19 protein-coding genes and 2 pseudogenes are annotated in these 19,157 nt (G+C 63.9%); 17 read left to right on the top strand and 4 right to left on the bottom strand.

Translation table 11 applies throughout. The features are described 5' to 3' along the window. Window positions 1-58: 58 nt before the first annotated feature. From PverR02_RS33120 to PverR02_RS12715, 9 genes and pseudogenes are all read left to right on the top strand, one after another. Window positions 59-1,141: pseudogene (locus tag PverR02_RS33120) on the top strand (HAMP domain-containing protein); the annotation flags it as partial. Between the two features lie 318 nt (window positions 1,142-1,459). Continuing rightward, window positions 1,460-2,002, top strand: a pseudogene (locus tag PverR02_RS33115) (methyl-accepting chemotaxis protein); the annotation flags it as partial. Between the two features lie 265 nt (window positions 2,003-2,267). Next, complete coding sequence (locus PverR02_RS12745; RefSeq protein WP_046383889.1) at window positions 2,268-2,858, top strand: amino acid synthesis family protein; 591 nt, start codon at window positions 2,268-2,270, stop codon at window positions 2,856-2,858. 42 nt (window positions 2,859-2,900) lie between these two features. Continuing rightward, window positions 2,901-3,734, top strand: coding sequence for an alpha/beta fold hydrolase (locus tag PverR02_RS12740; RefSeq protein WP_046383890.1), 834 nt, complete (start codon window positions 2,901-2,903; stop codon window positions 3,732-3,734). Beyond that, window positions 3,731-5,212 (top strand): aldehyde dehydrogenase, encoded by a 1,482-nt coding sequence (locus PverR02_RS12735; RefSeq protein WP_046383891.1) that lies wholly within the window; start codon window positions 3,731-3,733, stop codon window positions 5,210-5,212. Before PverR02_RS12740 ends, PverR02_RS12735 begins: the two co-directional genes overlap by 4 nt. A 12-nt stretch (window positions 5,213-5,224) precedes the next feature. Next, window positions 5,225-5,710 (top strand): flavin reductase family protein, encoded by a 486-nt coding sequence (locus tag PverR02_RS12730; protein ID WP_079443543.1) that lies wholly within the window; start codon window positions 5,225-5,227, stop codon window positions 5,708-5,710. Between the two features lie 13 nt (window positions 5,711-5,723). Further along, window positions 5,724-6,113 (top strand): carboxymuconolactone decarboxylase family protein, encoded by a 390-nt coding sequence (locus tag PverR02_RS12725; protein ID WP_046383892.1) that lies wholly within the window; start codon window positions 5,724-5,726, stop codon window positions 6,111-6,113. A gap of 23 nt (window positions 6,114-6,136) precedes the next feature. Further along, window positions 6,137-6,889 carry a GntR family transcriptional regulator gene (locus PverR02_RS12720; RefSeq protein WP_079443542.1) on the top strand — a complete coding sequence of 251 codons (753 nt, stop codon included), beginning with the start codon at window positions 6,137-6,139 and terminating at the stop codon, window positions 6,887-6,889. A 2-nt stretch (window positions 6,890-6,891) separates the two neighbouring features. Continuing rightward, complete coding sequence (locus tag PverR02_RS12715; protein WP_046383893.1) at window positions 6,892-7,455, top strand: NUDIX hydrolase; 564 nt, start codon at window positions 6,892-6,894, stop codon at window positions 7,453-7,455. A 312-nt stretch (window positions 7,456-7,767) separates the two neighbouring features. Here the strand turns inward: PverR02_RS12715 and PverR02_RS12710 are convergent, their stop codons facing one another. Beyond that, on the bottom strand, window positions 7,768-8,061 hold the full coding sequence (locus tag PverR02_RS12710; protein WP_046383894.1) for a DUF1330 domain-containing protein: 294 nt from the start codon (window positions 8,059-8,061) through the stop codon (window positions 7,768-7,770). A gap of 69 nt (window positions 8,062-8,130) precedes the next feature. Between PverR02_RS12710 and ribBA the strand changes: the two genes are divergently transcribed. The 5 genes from ribBA (at window position 8,131) to PverR02_RS12685 (ending at window position 13,394) form a co-directional block, all read left to right on the top strand. Next, on the top strand, window positions 8,131-9,240 hold the full coding sequence (ribBA, locus tag PverR02_RS12705) for a bifunctional 3,4-dihydroxy-2-butanone-4-phosphate synthase/GTP cyclohydrolase II (RefSeq protein ID WP_079443541.1): 1,110 nt from the start codon (window positions 8,131-8,133) through the stop codon (window positions 9,238-9,240). Between the two features lie 226 nt (window positions 9,241-9,466). After that, window positions 9,467-10,492 (top strand): ABC transporter substrate-binding protein, encoded by a 1,026-nt coding sequence (locus PverR02_RS12700; RefSeq protein WP_046383896.1) that lies wholly within the window; start codon window positions 9,467-9,469, stop codon window positions 10,490-10,492. Further along, complete coding sequence (locus tag PverR02_RS12695) at window positions 10,489-11,406, top strand: ABC transporter permease (RefSeq protein ID WP_046383897.1); 918 nt, start codon at window positions 10,489-10,491, stop codon at window positions 11,404-11,406. Before PverR02_RS12700 ends, PverR02_RS12695 begins: the two co-directional genes overlap by 4 nt. A 6-nt stretch (window positions 11,407-11,412) precedes the next feature. Continuing rightward, window positions 11,413-12,222, top strand: a complete 810-nt coding sequence (locus PverR02_RS12690; RefSeq protein WP_079443540.1) for an ABC transporter permease — start codon at window positions 11,413-11,415, stop codon at window positions 12,220-12,222. 17 nt (window positions 12,223-12,239) lie between these two features. Then, window positions 12,240-13,394 carry an ABC transporter ATP-binding protein gene (locus PverR02_RS12685; RefSeq protein ID WP_079443539.1) on the top strand — a complete coding sequence of 385 codons (1,155 nt, stop codon included), beginning with the start codon at window positions 12,240-12,242 and terminating at the stop codon, window positions 13,392-13,394. A gap of 674 nt (window positions 13,395-14,068) precedes the next feature. Here the strand turns inward: PverR02_RS12685 and PverR02_RS12665 are convergent. The 3 genes from PverR02_RS12665 to PverR02_RS12655 are packed head-to-tail and all read right to left on the bottom strand — an operon-like array spanning window position 14,069 to window position 16,556. Beyond that, entirely contained in the window at window positions 14,069-14,815 is a 747-nt protein-coding gene (locus PverR02_RS12665) for a PAS domain-containing protein (protein ID WP_057006014.1), read from the bottom strand. Beyond that, window positions 14,816-15,475: a response regulator gene (locus tag PverR02_RS12660; RefSeq protein WP_079443533.1), complete on the bottom strand. Its 660-nt coding sequence runs from the start codon at window positions 15,473-15,475 to the stop codon at window positions 14,816-14,818. Then, on the bottom strand, window positions 15,444-16,556 hold the full coding sequence (locus PverR02_RS12655; RefSeq protein ID WP_227778849.1) for an ATP-binding protein: 1,113 nt from the start codon (window positions 16,554-16,556) through the stop codon (window positions 15,444-15,446). The genes PverR02_RS12660 and PverR02_RS12655 overlap by 32 nt, the downstream gene beginning before the upstream one ends. 182 nt (window positions 16,557-16,738) lie before the next feature. Between PverR02_RS12655 and PverR02_RS12650 the strand changes: the two genes are divergently transcribed. Genes PverR02_RS12650 through PverR02_RS12640 form a run of 3 tightly spaced genes read left to right on the top strand, consistent with a single transcriptional unit; the run spans window position 16,739 to window position 19,139 of the window. Next, complete coding sequence (locus tag PverR02_RS12650) at window positions 16,739-17,185, top strand: dimethylamine monooxygenase subunit DmmA family protein (protein WP_046383904.1); 447 nt, start codon at window positions 16,739-16,741, stop codon at window positions 17,183-17,185. Continuing rightward, the gene (locus tag PverR02_RS12645) at window positions 17,182-18,111 is read left to right on the top strand and encodes a PDR/VanB family oxidoreductase (protein ID WP_079443532.1); all 930 of its coding nucleotides are present in this window, start codon (window positions 17,182-17,184) and stop codon (window positions 18,109-18,111) included. The genes PverR02_RS12650 and PverR02_RS12645 overlap by 4 nt, the downstream gene beginning before the upstream one ends. A gap of 11 nt (window positions 18,112-18,122) precedes the next feature. Next, window positions 18,123-19,139 (top strand): heme-dependent oxidative N-demethylase family protein, encoded by a 1,017-nt coding sequence (locus PverR02_RS12640; protein ID WP_079443530.1) that lies wholly within the window; start codon window positions 18,123-18,125, stop codon window positions 19,137-19,139. The last annotated feature ends 18 nt before the right edge of the window (window positions 19,140-19,157 follow it).

The raw sequence follows: 19,157 nt of genomic DNA, 5'->3' as shown, positions 1-19,157 counted from the left end.
TACATGCGACGCTACTGTTTTCCCCTTGCCAAAACTATAAATACCCGCGGGAGAAGTCATGAATATCAAGCAAAAGCTGACCTGGGCGTTTGCGGCCATCGCGTGCGTGCCGGTTATCCTGGTGGCGGTGCTGGTGGTGCTGAACCTGCGCGAGGCGGCTGTGGCCAATTTCCTCGACAGCAGCGGCCGCGAGATCCGTCAGATCGATAACGGCATGAAGCAGTTCTTCGACGGCATCAGCCAGAACGTCGAGTACGTGGCCAAAGACCCTCGCGTTGTCGCGGCCAAGGAGCTGAAGAACTACGCCGGTGCCGACGCCGCACAAATCCCACTGACACCAACGAATAAAGAGCTGCTGGCGATATTCGAGCAGTTCGCCAAAAGCCATCCAAGCACCGCCTACCTGTCCCTGGGCCTGAGCGACGGCGGTTATGCGAGCTGGCCTGACGACACCAAACTGAACAACTACGACCCGCGTGTACGCCCCTGGTACAAAGCCGCCGTGGCCGCTCCGGGCACCACCGTGCGGACCGGGGCCTATTACTGGGCGCCGGACGATGTGGTGCTGATCGGCACGGTCCACACCGTGGTCGACGCCAGCGGCACCCTGCTCGGCGTGGTCGGCCTGGACGTCTCGCTCAAGCAGCTCACCGAACTGGTACGCAACATCAAGCTGGGCGACAGCGGCTACCTGATGCTGGTGGAAGCCAACGGCAACGTGCTGGTGGACCCCAGCGACGCCAAGCACAACTTCAAGCCGATGGCCGAACTTGGCGCCAACTACGCCGAACTGGCCAAGCGCGGCGACGGCGTGACCCGAGTGGATATTGATGGGGTGGCCTACATGGCCAACGTGGTCAGCTCCAAAGACCTGGGCTGGCGCTTTATCGGCTTGATCAAGCGCGACGAAGTCATGGCCGACGCCACCCGCCTGACCTGGCTGATCGCAGCCATCGCAGCGGTACTCGCCGTGGTCTTCGCGATTGTCGGCGCGAGCTTCGCCAGCATGATCGTGCGCCCGATTCGCGGGGTCGCCGACGGCCTGCAAGAAATCGCCGAAGGTGAAGGCGACCTCACCCGCCAACTCAAGGTGCAAGGCAAGGACGAAACCGCCAGCCTGGCCGGCTGGTTCAACCAGTTCCTGGGCATGATCGCCCAGTTGGTACAGCGCATCGGCAGCGCATCCTCCGACCTGCAAAGCGCCGCCGCCGACACCCGCGAAGTGGCCAACAACCTGAACCAGGCCGCCGGTCGCCAACGTGAAGCCGTGGAGCTGGTGAGTACCGCATTCAACGAAATGGTGGCCACCGCCAACGAAGTCGCCCGCTCCTGCAGCGCCGCCGCGTCCAGCGCCGACGCAGGCTACCGCGAGGTACACGACGGCCAGCAGCATATCGGCGAAGCCACCGGCAGCGTGCTCAAACTGAGCGAAGACCTGCAAAAGTCGACCCAGACCATGCAGCAGTTGGAGCAGGACAGCAAAAACATCAACACCATCCTCGACACGATCCGCTCGATTGCCGAGCAGACCAACCTGCTGGCGCTCAACGCGGCGATTGAAGCCGCGCGCGCCGGTGACCAGGGCCGCGGCTTCGCGGTGGTCGCCGACGAAGTGCGCGCCCTGGCCCGCCGCACCGCCGACTCCACCGGCGAGATCGACAGCCTGCTCGGCAACCTCGCACGCCGCACCCAGGAAGTCACTCTGCAGATGCAGGGCAGCCTGCAGGTGTCGCAAACCAGTGTGGAACGCATCCAGCAGGCCCGCGACAGCTTCGACAAGATCCAAGGCTCGGTGGACTCGATCCGCGACCAGAACACCCAGATCGCCACCGCCGCCGAGGAACAGCACCAGGTCGCCGAACAGATCAACCAGCACATCGCGCAAATCCACGCCGATGCCCAACTGGTGGAAGACTTTGCCCACTCGGCGCAGACCGGCTCTGGCCGTTTGACGGATATCTCCGGGCAGCTCAAAGGCCTGGTCGGCCGCTTCAAGTTCTAACCCCCGCCAATGCAAGGCGGTGAGCCACTCACCGCCTCTGCTGCTTACCCCACGCCAGCCTCTACCTTGAGCCCGACCGCGCAACCGGTCGCCTTGAGGTGCATCAACACGCCAATACCTCCCGCCGACCTCGGCGTCACTGTCCGCATCCGCGGATAAGGCTGGCGTGCAACCGCCGATCATTCGAACGTGCTGACGTCTATTGCGATTCTCGTATTATGGTATACCATCATACGCAGACCTCTCACATCAGACGGAGCAGCCCATGAGTTTCGAAATCCGCAAGATCGTCAGCTACGTAGAAGAAACCTTTATCGAAGGCGGTAAAGCCGCGGACACTCCCGTGACCATGGTCGGCCTGGCCGTGGTGCTGAAAAACCCTTGGCTGGGTCGCGGTTTCGTCGAAGACCTCAAACCTGAGATCCGTGCCAATTGCTCCGACCTCGGCGCGCTGATGGTCGAGCGCCTGGTGGGCATCATCGGCGGCGCGGAAAAAATCGAGGCCTACGGCAAGGCCGCAGTGGTCGGTGCCGACGGCGAGATCGAACATGCCAGCGCGATCATCCACACCCTGCGCTTCGGCAACCACTACCGTGAGGCGGTCAAGGCCAAGAGCTACCTGAGTTTTACCAACAAGCGCGGCGGCCCGGGCACGTCGATCCAGATCCCGATGATGCACAAGGACGACGAAGGCCTGCGTTCGCACTACATCACCCTGGAGATGCAGATCGAAGATGCGCCGCGTGCCGACGAAATCGTCGTGGTCCTGGGTTGCGCCGATGGCGGCCGCCTGCATCCGCGCATCGGCAACCGTTATATCGACCTGGAAGAGCTGGCGGCTGAAAAAGCCCAGTAAGCAAGACCGGCCACCCCAACAAAAAGCATGCAGGAGCGCTCCATGATTCGGCTCACCGCTGAACGCACCCCGGCTGGCACCAGTTATCTGGCGACCGGCCAAGGCCAGCCTGTGGTTTTGATCCACGGCGTGGGCCTGAATAAAGAAATGTGGGGCGGGCAAGTCGTTGGCCTGGCCACGAACTACCGCGTGATCACCTATGACATGCTCGGCCATGGCGCCAGCCCGCGCCCGGCCGCCGACACCCCGCTGCTCGGCTATGCCGACCAGTTGCTGGAACTGCTCGACCACCTGCAACTGCCCCAGGCCACGGTGATCGGGTTTTCCATGGGCGGCCTGGTCGCGCGGGCGTTTGCCTTGCATTACCCCGAGCGCCTGAAGGGCCTGGTGGTGCTCAACAGTGTGTTCAACCGCAGCCCTGAACAGCGTGCCGGGGTCATCGCACGTACTGCCCAGGCCGCCGAACACGGCCCCGACGCGAATGCCGAAGCCGCACTGTCGCGCTGGTTCAGCCGTGAATACCAGGCGGCCAACCCGGCGCAGATCGCCGCGCTGCGTGAAACCCTGGCGGGCAACGACCCCCAGGGTTACCTGACCACCTATGAACTGTTTGCGACCCAGGACATGTACCGTGCCGACGACCTCCCGGGGTTGCGCGCACCGACCCTGGTCGCCACCGGCGAACTCGACCCTGGCTCGACCCCGGAAATGGCCCGGCAACTGGCCGATCGCATTCCCGGCGCCAGCGTTGCGGTGCTGGCCGAGCAACGGCATATGATGCCGGTAGAATCGCCGCGCCTGGTCAACCAGTTGCTGCTGGGGTTCCTCGACACGGTGTACGCCCAAAACACTCCAATCAAGGGGATCGTTGCATGACACTCGCACGCTTCCAGATGTGCATCGGCGGTGAATGGGTCGATGCCCTCTCCGGCAAGACCTTCGACAGCCTCAACCCGGCCCTGGCCGAACCCTGGGCGCAATTGCCCGACGCCGACGAAGCCGACGTGGAGCGCGCCGTGCAGGCCGCGCAAAGCGCCTTCGACAGCCCGGCCTGGCGCGGCCTCACCGCCACCGCGCGGGGCAAACTGCTGCGCCGCCTGGGTGACCTGATCGCCGCGAACAAGGAACACCTGGCCCAGCTGGAAAGCCGCGACAACGGCAAGCTGATCCGCGAAACCCGTGGCCAGGTCAGCTACCTGCCGGAGTTTTTCCACTATACCGCCGGCCTGGCCGACAAGCTCGAAGGCGGCACCCTGCCGTTGGACAAGCCCGACCTGTTCGCCTACACCGTGCATGAAGCCATGGGCGTAGTCGCTGCGATCATTCCGTGGAACAGCCCGCTGTACCTGACCGCGATCAAACTCGCGCCGGCCCTGGCGGCGGGCAATACCATCGTGATCAAGCCGTCGGAACATGCCTCGGCGACCGTCCTGGAACTGGCGCGCCTGGCCCTCGAAGCCGGCATTCCAGCGGGCGTGGTCAACGTGGTCACAGGCTTTGGCCCCAGCACCGGCGCCGCCCTCACCCGCCACCCGCTGGTGCGCAAGATCGCCTTTACCGGCGGCGCGGCCACGGCAAGGCATGTGGTGCGCAGCAGCGCGGAGAACTTCGCCAAACTCTCCCTGGAACTGGGCGGCAAGTCGCCGAATATCATTTTTGCCGACGCCGACCTCGACAGCGCCATCAATGGTGCAATCGCCGGCATCTACGCGGCGTCCGGGCAGAGTTGCGTCTCCGGTTCGCGCCTGCTGGTGCAGGACGCTATCTACGACGAATTCGTCGAGCGCCTGGTAGCGCGCGCCCAACGCATCCGCATCGGCAACCCGCAAGACGACGCCAGCGAAATGGGCCCCATGGCCACCGCGCAGCAACTGGCCGTGGTCGAAGGCCTGGTGGCGGACGCCATCGCCGAAGGGGCACGCCTGCGCACCGGCGGCAAGCGCCCGCAGAACCTTGGCGAAGGCTGGTTCTATGAGCCGACGCTGTTCGAGTGCGACCGCAACTCGATGAAGATCATGCAAGAGGAAGTATTCGGGCCGGTAGCCTCGGTCATCCGTTTCAAGGACGAAGCCGAAGCACTGGCCATCGCCAACGACTCGCAGTTCGGCCTCGCTGCCGGTATCTGGACCCGCGACCTCGGGCGCGCCCACCGCCTGGCGCGCGATGTGCGCTCGGGGATCATCTGGGTCAACACCTACCGCGCGGTGTCGGCCATGGCGCCCATCGGCGGCTTCAAGAACAGTGGCTACGGACGCGAAAGCGGCATCGATTCGGTGCTGGCCTACACCGAGCTGAAGACGGTGTGGATCAACCTCTCCCAGGCGCCCATGCCTGATCCTTTTGTGATGCGTTAAGAGTCCACAACCATGATCGAACCCGGCATTTACAAAGACGTCATGAGCTCGTTCCCGTCCGGGGTCACGGTGGTCACCACCCTCGACCCGGATGGCGGCATCGTCGGCATCACCGCCAGCGCGTTCAGCGCGCTGTCGATCGACCCGGCCCTGGTGCTGTTCTGCCCCAACTATGCGTCGGACACCTACCCGATCCTGCGTGACAGCAAGCGCTTTGCGATCCACTTGCTGTCCGCCGACCAGACCGCCGAAGCCTATGCCTTCGCCAGCAAAGGCAAGGAAAAAGCCAAGGGCATCGAGTGGCACCTGAGCGAATTGGGCAACCCGCTGCTGGCCAGGGCCACGGCGATCATCGAGTGCGAGCTGTGGCGCGAATACGACGGCGGCGATCACGCGATCATCGTCGGCGCCGTGAAGAACCTGATCCTGCCCGAGCAACCGGTCACGCCGATGATCTATCACAAAGGCAAGCTGGGCCCGCTGCCCACCCTGGCTTGAGGAGCTGTGTGCAATGAGCAACGAAAAGTATGAGCAGGGCCTGAAGATCCGCACCCAGGTGCTGGGCGAAGCCTATGTGCAGCGCTCGATCGAGAACGCCGACGACTTCACCCGCCCCTTGCAAGAGATGGTCACCGAATACTGCTGGGGCCATGTGTGGGGCCGGGAGGGTTTGTCGCTTAAAGAACGCAGCATGATAAACTTGGCAATGATTTCGGCCCTCAATCGGCCTCACGAGCTCAAGCTGCATGTGCGCGGCGCCTTGCGTAACGGCCTGAGTCGTGAACAAATACGCGAAATTCTGCTTCAGGTCGGCATCTATTGCGGGGTTCCCGCCGCCGTGGACAGCTTCCGGCTGGCCCGGGAAGCCTTCGCCGAAGCCGATGCCGAGGCCTCCCGTTAACCGCCCCATTCAGAGCAGCCCCCATGAAACGCCTGCCCCTCGACGACAGCTTCAAGGTCAATCACAACCCGGTCACCCTGCGCGAAATCGTGCTGGAGAAACTGCGCAGCGCCATCATGAACTTCCAGCTGCTGCCGGGTGATCGCCTGGTGGAACGCGACCTGTGCGACCGCCTCGGCGTCAGCCGTACCTCGGTGCGCGAAGCCTTGCGTCACTTGGAGTCCGAAGGCCTGGTGGAATTCGCCGATGCCAAGGGCCCCCAGGTGGCGATCATCACCCTGGCCGATGCCGTCGACATCTATGAACTGCGCTGCGTGCTCGAAGGTTTGATCGTGCAGTTGTTCACCCTGCGCGCCAAGGCCAAGGACATCAAGGCCCTGGAAAAAGCCCTGGAGGAAAACCGCAAGGCCCTCAAGGACGGCGAACTGCAACAGGTCATCGATTCGGTACAGGGGTTCTACGACGTGTTGCTCGAAGGCTCCGGCAACCGCGTGGCCGCCACCCAGTTGCGTCAGTTGCAGGCGCGCATCAGCTACCTGCGCGCCACGTCGGTGTCCCAGGAAAACCGTCGCGGCACCAGCAATCAGGAAATGGAACGCATGGTCCAGGCGATCAAGAGTGGCGACCCACTCGCCGCCCACCAGGCCTGCGTCGATCACGTGCGCGCCGCGGCGGCCGTGGCCCTGGATTACCTCAAGCGCAAACAGGAAGAGACCGGCAAGATCCCCGAAATCATCCTGCCCATCGCCCTCAAAGAACCGCGTATAGGTCACTGACCGTGTTCAGGCCAAGCTTTTGCCCCAAATGCGGCGGCAGTGACCTCGGTCACCAGCTGCCACCGGGTGATACGCATGAGCGCCTGATGTGCCGCGGTTGCGGCTATATCCACTACATCAATCCCAAGATCATCGCCGGCTGCATCATCGAGCAGGACGGCAAGTACCTGCTGTGCCAACGGGCGATCCCACCGCGCCCCGGCACCTGGACCCTGCCGGCCGGTTTCATGGAAGGTGGCGAGACCACCGAACAGGCCGCGTTGCGCGAAGTCTGGGAAGAAAGCGGCGTGCGCGCCGAGATCGTCTCGCCCTACTCGATCTTCAGCGTGCCGAAGATCAGCGAGGTGTACATCATCTTCCGCGCCATCGCGCTGGAGATCACCGGCCAGTTCGGGCCGGAGACCCTCGACTATCAATTCTTCGCGCCCGAGGACATTCCCTGGGACAGCATCTACTACCCGGCGATCCGGCAGATCCTCGAACGCTACATCGAGGAACGCCAGGCCGGGGTGTATGGCATCTACATCGGGAATGACGACAGCGGCAAGATCCACTTCATCCGCTGATCCTCAAGCTGAACTCGGTTCAAATGTGGGAGGGGGCTTGCTCCCGATGGCAGTGGCATATTCAACATCGTCGTTGGCTGACACACCGTTATCGGGGGCAAGCCCCCTCCCACAGTTTGAAGCGCGTGAATCAGCCCTGCTCATCGTCGAAACCAGGGCGCTGCAACGCATCCTATTCCACACCACCGAACCCAATGTGGGAGGGGGCTTGCCCCCGATAGCGGTGTGTCAGCCACTGAATGAGGTGACTGAACCACTGCCATCGGGGGCAAGCCCCCTCCCACATTGGGAACAATACTTGGATTGATATACCTAAGGCGCCAGGCCTTCCACGATGATGATCTGCGCCTGCCCTACCCCCTCACGGTGGGCCTTCGCCGCCTGATACTCGGCAGATTCGTAACACGCCACCGCCTGCTCATAGCTATCGAACTCAATCACCACATTACGCTGCCGCGCCGGCCCGCCTTCCATCGCTTCGCTGCGCCCGCCCCTGGCCAGAAACCGCCCGCCAAACTGCGCAAACGCCGCCGGCGCGCGTTGGGTGTACTGCGTGTACTGCTCTGCATCGGACACATCTACATGGGCAATCCAGTAGGCCTTCATCGCGACATCCTCTTGCTTGGTTTTTGTGGTATACCATAATACATACAACCAACAAATCGAGCACCCAACATGTCCTTCAACAGCATCGCAGACATCATCGAAGACTACCGCCAAGGCAAGATGGTGCTCCTGGTAGACGACGAAGACCGGGAAAACGAAGGCGACCTGCTGCTGCCTGCGGCGTGCTGCAGTGCCGAGGCTATCAGTTTCATGGCCCGTGAAGCCCGTGGTCTGATCTGCCTGACCCTCACCGACGAACACTGCCAGCGCCTGGGCCTTGAGCAGATGGTACCGAGCAATGGCAGCGCGTTCAGCACCGCGTTTACCGTGTCCATCGAAGCGGCCAGCGGTGTGACCACCGGTATCTCTGCCGCCGACCGCGCACGCACGGTGGCGGCAGCCGTGGATGTGAATGCCGGGCCGGCCGATATCGTGCAGCCTGGGCACATCTTTCCGTTGCGCGCCAAAGACGGCGGCGTGCTGACCCGCGCCGGCCACACCGAAGCCGGCTGTGACCTGGCACGCCTGGCCGGGCATACGCCAGCCTCGGTGATCGTCGAAGTGATGAACGACGATGGCACCATGGCCCGCCGACCTGAGCTGGAGATCTTCGCGCGCAAGCACGGGATCAAGATCGGCACTATCGCCGACCTGATTCACTACCGCCTCAGCACCGAACGCACCGTGGCGCGCATTGGCGAACGCGACCTGCCCACGGTGCATGGCACGTTCCGCCTGATCACCTTTGAAGACCGCATCGACGGTGGCGTACACATGGCCATGGTGATGGGCCCGTTGCGCCGCGATGAACCTACGCTGGTGCGCGTGCATGTGATCGACCCGCTGCGCGACCTGGTCGGTGCCGACTACAGCGGTCCGTCCAACTGGACGCTGTGGGCCGCCCTGCAACGCGTCGCGGCCGAAGGTCGTGGCGTGGTGGTGGTGCTGGCCAATCATGAATCGTCCCAGGCGCTGCTGGAGCGCGTACCGCAACTGACCCAGGCGCCGCGCCAGTTCAACCGTTCGCAGTCGCGGATTTATTCGGAAGTCGGCACCGGGGCGCAGATATTGCAGGACCTGGGCGTCGGCAAGCTGCGTCACCTCGGCCCGCCCCTGAAATACGCCGGGCTGACTGGCTACGACCTGGAGGTGGTCGAGAGCATTCCCTTCACCGAGTGACGGATAACCGGTAAGGCAAAATGCTTGCACAAAGTTTGGAATACCATAATATGATATTCCATAGACCGAACGCTTTCGCCAAGTGCGCCCGCCAGGGACAGCACCAATAACAGCCCTTGGCACGGTCGCCTTTTGGGCCTCGATTAGAGGCTCCGATGGACCTACTGCTCCCGATAGGCGGGCATTACCAAGCCCGCTCAAAAACACAACAAATGAGGGCGTGAAAATGGTGTTGAACAAACGTGCAACCGCAGTGCTGTTCGCGGGTTTATTGGCTACGGTCACTCACGCGGCCCTGGCGGCCGAAAGCGTGAATTTCGTGAGCTGGGGCGGTAGCACCCAGGATGCGCAGAAGCAGGCGTGGGCCGACCCTTTCAGCAAGGCCAGCGGCATCACCGTGGTGCAAGACGGCCCGACCGACTACGGCAAGCTCAAGGCCATGGTCGAAAGCGGCAACGTGCAGTGGGACGTGGTAGACGTAGAGGCCGACTTCGCCTTGCGCGCCGCCGCCGAAGGCCTGCTCGAACCCCTGGACTTCTCGGTGATCCAGCGCGACAAGATCGACCCGCGCTTCGTCTCCGACCATGGCGTCGGTTCGTTCTTCTTCTCCTTCGTGCTCGGCTACAACGAAAGCAAACTCGGCGCCGCCAAGCCCCAGGATTGGACCGCGCTGTTCGACACCAAGACCTACCCCGGCAAACGCGCCCTCTACAAATGGCCAAGCCCTGGCGTGCTCGAACTGGCCCTGCTCGCCGACGGCGTACCCGCCGACAAGCTCTACCCCCTGGACCTGGACCGCGCCTTCAAGAAACTCGACACCATCAAAAAAGACATCGTCTGGTGGGGCGGCGGCGCGCAATCGCAGCAACTGCTGGCCTCCGGTGAAGTCAGCATGGGCCAGTTCTGGAACGGTCGCATCCACGCCCTGCAGGAAGATGGCGCACCGGTGGGCGTCAGCTGGAAGCAGAACCTGGTCATGGCCGACATCCTCGTCGTGCCCAAGGGCACCAAAAACAAAGCCGCCGCGATGAAGTTCCTGGCCAGTGCCAGCAGCGCCAAGGGCCAGGCCGATTTCTCCAACCTGACCGCTTATGCACCGGTGAATATCGACAGCGTGCAGCGCCTGGATTCAGTCCTGGCGCCCAACCTGCCGACGGCGTATGCCAAGGACCAGATCACCCTCGATTTCGCCTACTGGGCCAAGAACGGTCCGGCCATTGCGACACGGTGGAATGAATGGCTAGTCAAATGAAAATGACGGCAACCACACCGACCGGGAGCGCCCTCGGCGCTGCCGGCGCGGTTTGCAGCAAAGCCGTATCGCCGCCCCTGGCCCAGCGCTGGCGCGGGGCGGGCAACCTGATCCCGGCCCTGCTGTTCCTCGGCCTGTTCTTCCTCGCACCGCTGATCGGGCTGTTGCTGCGCGGCGTGCTGGAGCCCGTGCCGGGCCTGGGCAACTATGAACAGCTGTTCGCCAACTCGGCCTACGCCCGCGTGCTGCTCAACACCTTTTCGGTGGCGGGCCTGGTGACCCTGTTCAGCCTGTTGCTGGGCTTCCCGCTGGCCTGGGCGATTACCCTGGTGCCACGCGGCTGGGGCCGCTGGATGCTGAATATCGTGCTGCTGTCGATGTGGACCAGCCTGCTGGCCCGCACCTATTCCTGGCTGGTGCTGCTGCAAGCCTCGGGGGTGATCAACAAGGCGCTGCTGGCCATGGGCATCATCGATGTGCCCCTGGAGATGGTGCACAACCTGACGGGCGTGGTGATCGGCATGAGCTACATCATGATCCCGTTCATCGTGCTGCCGTTGCAGGCGACCATGCAGGCCATCGACCCGATGATCCTGCAGGCTGGCTCCATCTGCGGCGCGAGCCCGTGGACCAACTTCTTCCGGGTGTTCCTGCCGCTGTGCCGGCCGGGGTTGTTTTCCGGCGGGCTGATGGTGTTTGTGATGTCCCTCGGTTACTACGTCACCCCGGCGCTGCTCGGCGGTGCGCAGAACATGATGCTGCCCGAGTTCATCATCCAGCAGGTGCAGTCGTTCCTCAATTGGGGCCTGGCCAGTGCCGGTGCCGCGTTGCTGATCTTCATCACGCTGGTGCTGTTCTACTTCTACCTGAAGCTTCAGCCGGAATCCCCGGTTGGCGCCAGCCATGCGAGGTAAGCCGTCATGCTGCTGACTCCGAACGCCATGAGCCGCAGGATGCGTCTGGGCCTCTACGCCACCACCGGTTTGATTGGGCTGTTCCTGCTGCTGCCGATCGTGTTTATCGTGCTGCTGTCGTTCGGCTCGTCGCAATGGCTGGTGTTCCCGCCACCGGGCTGGACGCTGAAATGGTACGGCCAGTTCTTCTCCAACGCCGACTGGATGAACGCGGCGCTGGCCAGCCTCAAGGTCGCCGTGCTGACCACGGTGTTCGCCGTGGCGCTGGGCCTGCCCACCGCATTTGCCCTGGTGCGCGGGCGTTTCCCCGGCCGCGAACTGCTCTATGGCCTGTTCACCCTGCCGATGATCGTGCCACTGGTGATCATCGCCGTGGCGGTGTACGCGCTGTTCCTCAAGCTCGGCTACACCGGCACGATGTTCGCCTTTGTGGTCAGCCACGTGATTGTCGCGTTGCCGTTCACCATCATCTCGATCATCAACTCGCTGAAACTGTTCGATCAGTCGATTGAAGACGCCGCGGTGATCTGCGGCGCGTCGCGCCTGCAGGCGGTGTTCAAGGTGACCTTCCCGGCGATTCGCCCGGGGATGGTGGCCGGTGCGCTGTTCGCCTTTCTCGTGTCATGGGACGAAGTGGTGCTCAGCGTGATGATGGCCAGCCCGACCCTGCAAACCCTTCCCGTGAAAATGTGGACCACCCTGCGTCAGGACCTGACCCCCGTGATCGCCGTCGCCTCGACGCTGCTGATCGGCCTCTCGGTGCTGGTCATGGTCATCGCCGCCGCCGTTCGCCGGCGCACAGAAACCCGCGCTTGAGCGCCCAGGAGCAGAACATGAGTGCAGTGATCCAAGATGCCGCGCAGAACCCTGGCCAACCCCTGGTCAGCCTGCGCAACCTGAACAAGTTCTATGGCGAATTCGCCGCCGTGGACAACATCTCGCTGGACATCAAGGACGGCGAGTTCCTCACCTTCCTCGGCTCCAGCGGCTCGGGCAAAAGCACCACCCTGTCGATGCTCGCCGGCTTTGAAACGCCGAGCAGCGGCGAGATCCTGGTGAGCGGCCAATCGCTGGTCAACGTACCGCCGCACAAGCGCGACATCGGCATGGTGTTCCAACGTTACTCGCTGTTCCCGCACCTGTCGGTACGCGACAACATCGCCTTCCCCCTGGCGATCCGCAAACTGGCCAGTGCCGAGCGCGAGAAGCGCGTCGACGCCATGCTCAAGCTGGTGCAACTGGAACAGTTCGCCCATCGCCGCCCGTCGCAACTGTCTGGCGGCCAGCAACAGCGCGTCGCCATCGCCCGGGCGCTGGTGTACGAGCCGCGTATCCTGCTGATGGACGAACCGCTCGGCGCCCTCGACAAGAAGCTGCGTGAGGACTTGCAGGACGAGCTGCGCCAGTTGCATCGGCGCCTGGGCATCACCATTGTCTACGTGACCCACGACCAGGAAGAAGCCATGCGCCTGTCCCAGCGCATCGCGATTTTCAGCCACGGCAAGATCGTCGGCCTGGGCAGCGGTTTCGACCTGTACCAGAACCCGCCGAATGCGTTTGTCGCCTCATTCCTGGGCAACTCCAACTTCCTCAAGCTCAAGGCCCAGGGCAACGCGGCGGCGTCGTTCGAAGGCCAATCCCTGTCGATCCGCCTGACCGGCGGCCTGCGCAGCGAGCAGGACGTGCTGCTGATGGTGCGCCCGGAAAAAGCCCTCGCGCTGAGCGTCGAACAGGCCGCCGGGCAACCATTGGCCGCAGGCTGGAACGAAGTGTCGGCCATCGTCGGCGAAGTGCTGTTTCTCGGTGAAAGCCAGACCTGCAGCGTGAAAACCCTGGGCGGCACCTCGATGACGGTCAAGGCATTGTCCGCCGCCGGCATGCCGCTCAAGGCCGGCGACCCGGTGCGCGTGCGCTGGGCCACGGCGGATGCCTGTGTGTACACCGAATGGGCCGAAAGCGATCTGAACAAGGCCGCCGGCGCCCATTAAGCCAAACAAAAAGCTGAACCATCCCCTGTAGGAGCTGGCTTGCCAGCGAAAAACCCACAACCGCCGCGGGCATCCAGGCTTCCCGCGTCATCGTTGACGACCATCGCTGAACCATCCCCTGTAGGAGCTGGCTTGCCAGCGAAAAAACCACAGCCACCGCGGGCATCCAGGCGTCCCGCGTCATCGTTAACGACCATCGCCGGCAAGCCGGCTCCTACAGGGTTATACCCCCACGGTAGGAGCTGGCTTGCCAGCGAAAAACCCACAGCCGCCGCGTGCATCCAGGCGTCCCGCGTCATCGTTGACGACCATCGCCGGCAAGCCGGCTCCTACAGGGTTATGCCCCCACGGTAGGAGCTGGCTTGCCAGCGAAAAACCCACAACCACCGCGGGCATCCAGGCTTCCCCCGTCATCGTTAACGACCCTCGCCGGCAAGCCGGCTCCTACAGGGTTATGCCCTCACGGTAGGAGCTGGCTTGCCAGCGAAAAAACCACAGCCACCGCAGGCATCCAGGCTTGCCGCGTCATCGTTGACGACCCTCGCCGGCAAGCCAGCTCCTACAGGGTTATACCCCCACTGTAGGAGCTGGCTTGCCAGCGAAAAACCCACAGCCACCGCGGGCATCCAGGCTTCCCCCGTCATCGTTGACGACCATCGCCGGCAAGCCGGCTCCTACAAAACTCTGCGCTCGAAAATCGCGCCCTCGATGCCCAGCACCTCGCAGGTATCGGCATAGATCCCCACGCCCTTCTCCCATACGTGCTTGATCGACTGGTCGGCGCAACGAATCTGGTAATTGAGTTCGAACGGTTCCTGGCGCGACAACGCATATTGCACCTCGCGCCATACGTAGTCGGCATCCTCGGCGAGGATCAGGCTGTTGTAGGTGAACTCATGGTTGTCCACCAACCGCTCGGCGGGGTAGCCGGTCAATTGCAGGCAGCCGGCACTGACGAATTCCATGGTCCAGTCGCGGTTGTTACGGCCGCGATAGATCAGCCCAGGCATGCTGTCGAGCAAGCTCATGCTGCTGCGTTGGCTGGCCTGCAGGGCGATTTCGCGGCGCTTGTGCGCGGTGATATCTCCGGCTACCAAGTAGAAGCCCTGCGGGCCGCGCTTGAGACTGACCTCGAACCAGCGCAGCTCGCCGCACGGATGCACGAAGCGCAGGCGTTGGTTGAACGAGGTCTCGGGACGCCGGCGTAGCTCATGCAAGGCCTGGCGCCACAGCGGGCGGTCTTCCTGGTGGACGTAGTCGACGACGTTGCGTTCCGCGCCCGGCGCGCCCATCAACTCGGCCCAGGCCAGGTTGAAGTGGGCGATCTGGCCGTTGTCGCGCAGGTGCAGCAAGGCGGCGGGAAAACAATCCATCAGGTGCGCGGGCGATGTCTGCACCCAAGCGTCAGAGCTTTCCCTCATCTAGTGACGCTCCTCGTGTTTGAGCAAGGCGCCGCTGTGTACCCGGGCCGCCAGCTCCAGGCGCGAATGCAGGTTGAGTTTCTGCAACAGGCTGCGCACATAGATTTTCACCGTGCCGTCGCTGATCCCCAGCTCCCTGCCGATCTGTTTATTGCTCATGCCGGCGGCGATCAGCGCCAGGGTCTGGCCTTCGCGTTCGGTGAGGTTTTCACCGCCCGGCGTCTCACCGTGTGACCTGGGCTCGGCCGGGTCGGCGAGCAAGGCGATCAGGGTTGAGTCGAGCATGATCGCGCCCTTGTGGCAGTTGCGCATATACGCCAGCAACGCCTCGGGCTCGGTTTCCTTGAGCACATAACCGCTGGCGCCCAGGCGCAGGGCGCTGAGCAGTTCGGCGCGGTCCATCGAAGCGGTGAGCACCACCACCTGGCAGTCCAGGCGCAATTGGCGCAGTTCGTCCAGCACCTGCAGGCCGCTGAGGCCAGGCATGTGCAGATCCAGCAACACCTGCTGCGGCGTCAGGCTCACGGCCAGGTTGATGCCCTCCCGGCCACTGGCCGCCTGCCCCACCACTTCAAAGTCGTCGCTGGCATCGAACAGTTGCGCCAGGCCTTTGCGAAACAGTGGGTGATCATCGATCAGTAATAAGGTCGTGCAGTCCATCGAGACTCCCGTGTGGCAGGTCGTGGTGGCGGCGCAGGCCAAGATGCACGCGCACGCCGTGCGGGCGGATCGCTTCAATGCTCAGCCGCGCGCCGATGCTGGCGGCGCGCTCGCGGATAATCGCCAGGCCGAAATGGTTATGCTCATCGCAAGCCGGGCTCAAGCCGATGCCATCGTCCTCCACCGACACCGAGGCATCGCCGTCCTGGGTCTGGCGCAGTTCGATACGCACATGCCGCGCGTGGGAATGGCGCACCGCATTGGCCAGGGCCTCGCGAACGATCTGCAGGATCTGCAATTCGGTTTCCGGACCCAGGGCGTCGTCGGCCAGGCGGTTATCCAACTCGAACACGATGATGCAACGCCGCGAAAACTCCGCGACGGAGTCGGCCAGGGCCTGGCGCAGCGAGCGTCCGTCCATGGTCAGGCGTGCGCTGGTGATCAGCTCGCGCACCTGGCGTTGCAACTGGCTGAGGCCGGCGCACAGGTCCTGCAGGGCAGGCGCGCCCAGCTGTGACTGCAAGCCGTGGGCCTGGAACGCCAGGTAACCCAACTGTTGCGCCACCGAATCGTGCAGCTCACGGGCCAGCGCGCCGTGGCGCGACGTTGCCTGCCTGCGCTGCTGCTCACGGTTGTCGCTGCGCAGACGCACGCTGACCGCCACGGCTTGCGCTGCTTCCTCCAGCAACTGGCGCCAACTGGCACCGGCCCGTCGGGGGGTGTCGAGCAGTAACGCGCCTTTTTCACCCTCGGGCAAGGCGCACACCAATCGGTGTACCCCGCGTTGCCGGCAAGGGCCGCAGGCCTGGGGCGTGTCCATCGCACTCGCGTCGCGCCAGGGGCAGCGCGCCACGTTCTGGCAGCCCTCGATCAAGCCACGTCGCGTCGGGCCCAGGTCTTCGCCGCCCAGGATCAGGTTGAGCCTGGCGGCGGGCAGCAGTGCGTCGAAACGGTCCAGAAAACCCGACAAGGCACCGTCAGCGTGCAGGGGCAACCCGGCCAACAGCCTGCGCACGCTGCGCGCCTGTTCGGGGCGCACAGGCCCCAACCAGAGCGGCCAGCTCTTCGGTCGCGTTCGCACTCTTCGATAACTCCCCGTCCGGTTGCTGAGCATTAGTGCAAGACCAGCAACTTCCATGCCCCGAACGCCAGTGCGACAAGGCTTATCTCCAAAGGCATAGCCCTTTTTCCAGATTGAGAAGATTTTCCTCATAGGAAAGTATCTCTCCCAACAGGAAACAAAACGCACCTTGGAGAGCCCGCATGACGCACACCCACAACCGCCCCATCGTGGTGATGCAATCGGCAACCGCCGGCATGGCGGTTGCCGCCGACCTGCACAAGCCTTTGCTGCTGAGCGGCGAACAACCCGACTTCAGCCGGCGTTTACAACAGGCATTGGCCAGCGCAACCGTGGGTTGTCGGCTCTACCTGTTGGGCGATGAGGCCTTTGTCTGGCGCATTCACGCCGAGGCCCGCGCCGCCGGCCTGGAAGACGACGAGATCAGCGTGACCTGCACGATGCCCGGCCTGCGCCAGGTGTATTGCGCCCATTGCGGGCTGACCCAGACCGCAGGCCCAGAGCCGGTGTTGAACTGCATCGGCTGCAACGTCGGGCTGGAAGTGCGCGCACACTTTTCCCGGCGCCTGGGGGCTTACCTCGGCGTGTGCATCAACCCCGACCAGCCCTACGCGGGGTTCCAGCCATGAGCGCCGCCCTCAAGGTTCAGGTCAGTGCGGCCAGAATGCTCACCCCCGTGGTGCGCGAGTTCACCCTGACCGCCTGCGACGGCGCCCTGCCCGCTTTCTCGCCCGGCAGCCACGTACAGGTGCATCTGCCGCTGGCCGAGGGCACGGTGCGTAACGCCTACTCGCTGACCAGCGACCCGGCGCACACGCGCCACTACCGCATCGCCGTGCGCCTGCAGGACGCGTCTCGCGGCGGTTCGCAGTACTTGCATCGCCAGGTGCAGGTCGGCGACACCTTGCGGATTTCGCCGCCGGCCAATCTGTTCGCGCCCCATGGCACCGCACACCGGCACATCCTGATCGCCGCCGGCATCGGTATCACGCCGTTCATGGCCTATATCGCCACGATGGAACAACAGCAGGCCGACTTCGAACTGCATTACCTGTTCCGGCCAGGCCTCAGCGATGCCTACCTCGATGAATTGCAACAGCGCCTCGGCCCGCGCCTGCACGCCTACGACCGCCGCCCGGACCTGAGCCGCATCCTCGCCAACCGGCCGCTGGGCAGCCACGTCTACACCTGTGGCCCGCAACCCTTGATCGAGGCGGTCGAGCAACACGCCGATCGCCTCGGTTGGCCGCGCAATCGGCTGCATGCCGAGGCGTTCAAAGGCGCGCAACCGGGCCAGCCGTTCGACCTGCAACTGCTGCGCAGTGGCCGCACCCTGCGCGTGGAGGCCGAGCAGAGCCTGCTCGAAGCCTTGGAGCACGCGGGGTTGCAAGTGCCCAACCTGTGCCGTGGCGGGGTCTGCGGCCAGTGCATCACGCGCCATCAAGGCGGCGCCATCGAACACCGCGACAGTTTCCTCAGCCCGGCCGAGCAGGCCGAATTTCTGATGCCCTGCGTCTCACGCGGCAGCGGCCCCTGCGTTTCGCTGGACCTATAGGAGTGAGTGCCATGCCCCTGCAATCGAGCCCTGTGCTGAGCTATCGCGACGATTTCAGCTTTCGCAACAGCCCGGCGGCGATCCGTCGCTTCCCGTTCCCGTTTATCGAGGACAGCTACTTGTACTCGGTGAACATCGAACCGGCCACCTCCCGCGACCCGGGTTCCGTCTACGAGCACGCCTTCGACATCGACGAGCACTACCGCTCGGAAATGGCCGAACGTGCCCTGATCCTGGACAACGACCCGCGCCGCTACCTGGTGATGCCGCACATGCAAGCGGCGGCCTGGGATGCGCTGCAAATGCTCATGGAAAACCTCGCCGTCGACTACCCGCAGTGGTTCAGCCTGGCGCGTGACGGCGACCGCTGGCACTGGCGCAACCACCTGCTGCAGATCGATCAACCGTTCATCTTCGGCGATGCCGCCAGCCTGCCCTGCGCACCGCTGGAATACATCGGCCGCCAGGTGCAAGGGGATTTCGCCCTGCTCGACCAGCGCGACGGCGACCTGTACATGGACGCCGGCCTGGTCACCAGCCCGGCCGACTGGTCACTGGCGTTCGATGCCGGGATGAGTTTCAAGCAGTGGCATGCACCGGTGCCCATGGCCCACCAGATGGGCGTGTTCGAGCGCGCGCTGAAGTACCTGCTCAACCTGCAGGCCGGCCAGCCGGTCCGGCGCCTGAACTGGACCCTGACCATCAACCCGCGCCTGGATTCATCGCCGGAAACCTTCCATCAATGGGGCGCCGACCGCGGCCGGATCACCGCGCAGAACGTCGGGCAACAGGTGCATCTGCGGGTCGAACTGCAAGTGATGGCGCGCCTGCCGCGCAGCAACGCAGTGATGTTCAGCATTCGCACCTACCTGATCAGCCTGGACGAACTGGTCAGCCACCCCGGCTGGGGCTGCCGCCTGCACCGCGTGCTGCGCGACCTGCCCGATGCCATCGCCGACTACAAGGGCATGACCCGCTATCGACAGACCCTGGTCGAGTGGCTGCGCCAGTTCGATCCACTCGCCTGAACCTTTTCCCGGTGCTCC

It is taken from the genome of Pseudomonas veronii, assembly GCF_002028325.1.
Lineage (GTDB): Bacteria > Pseudomonadota > Gammaproteobacteria > Pseudomonadales > Pseudomonadaceae > Aquipseudomonas > Aquipseudomonas veronii.
This window is presented reverse-complemented; position numbering and strand designations above follow the sequence as displayed.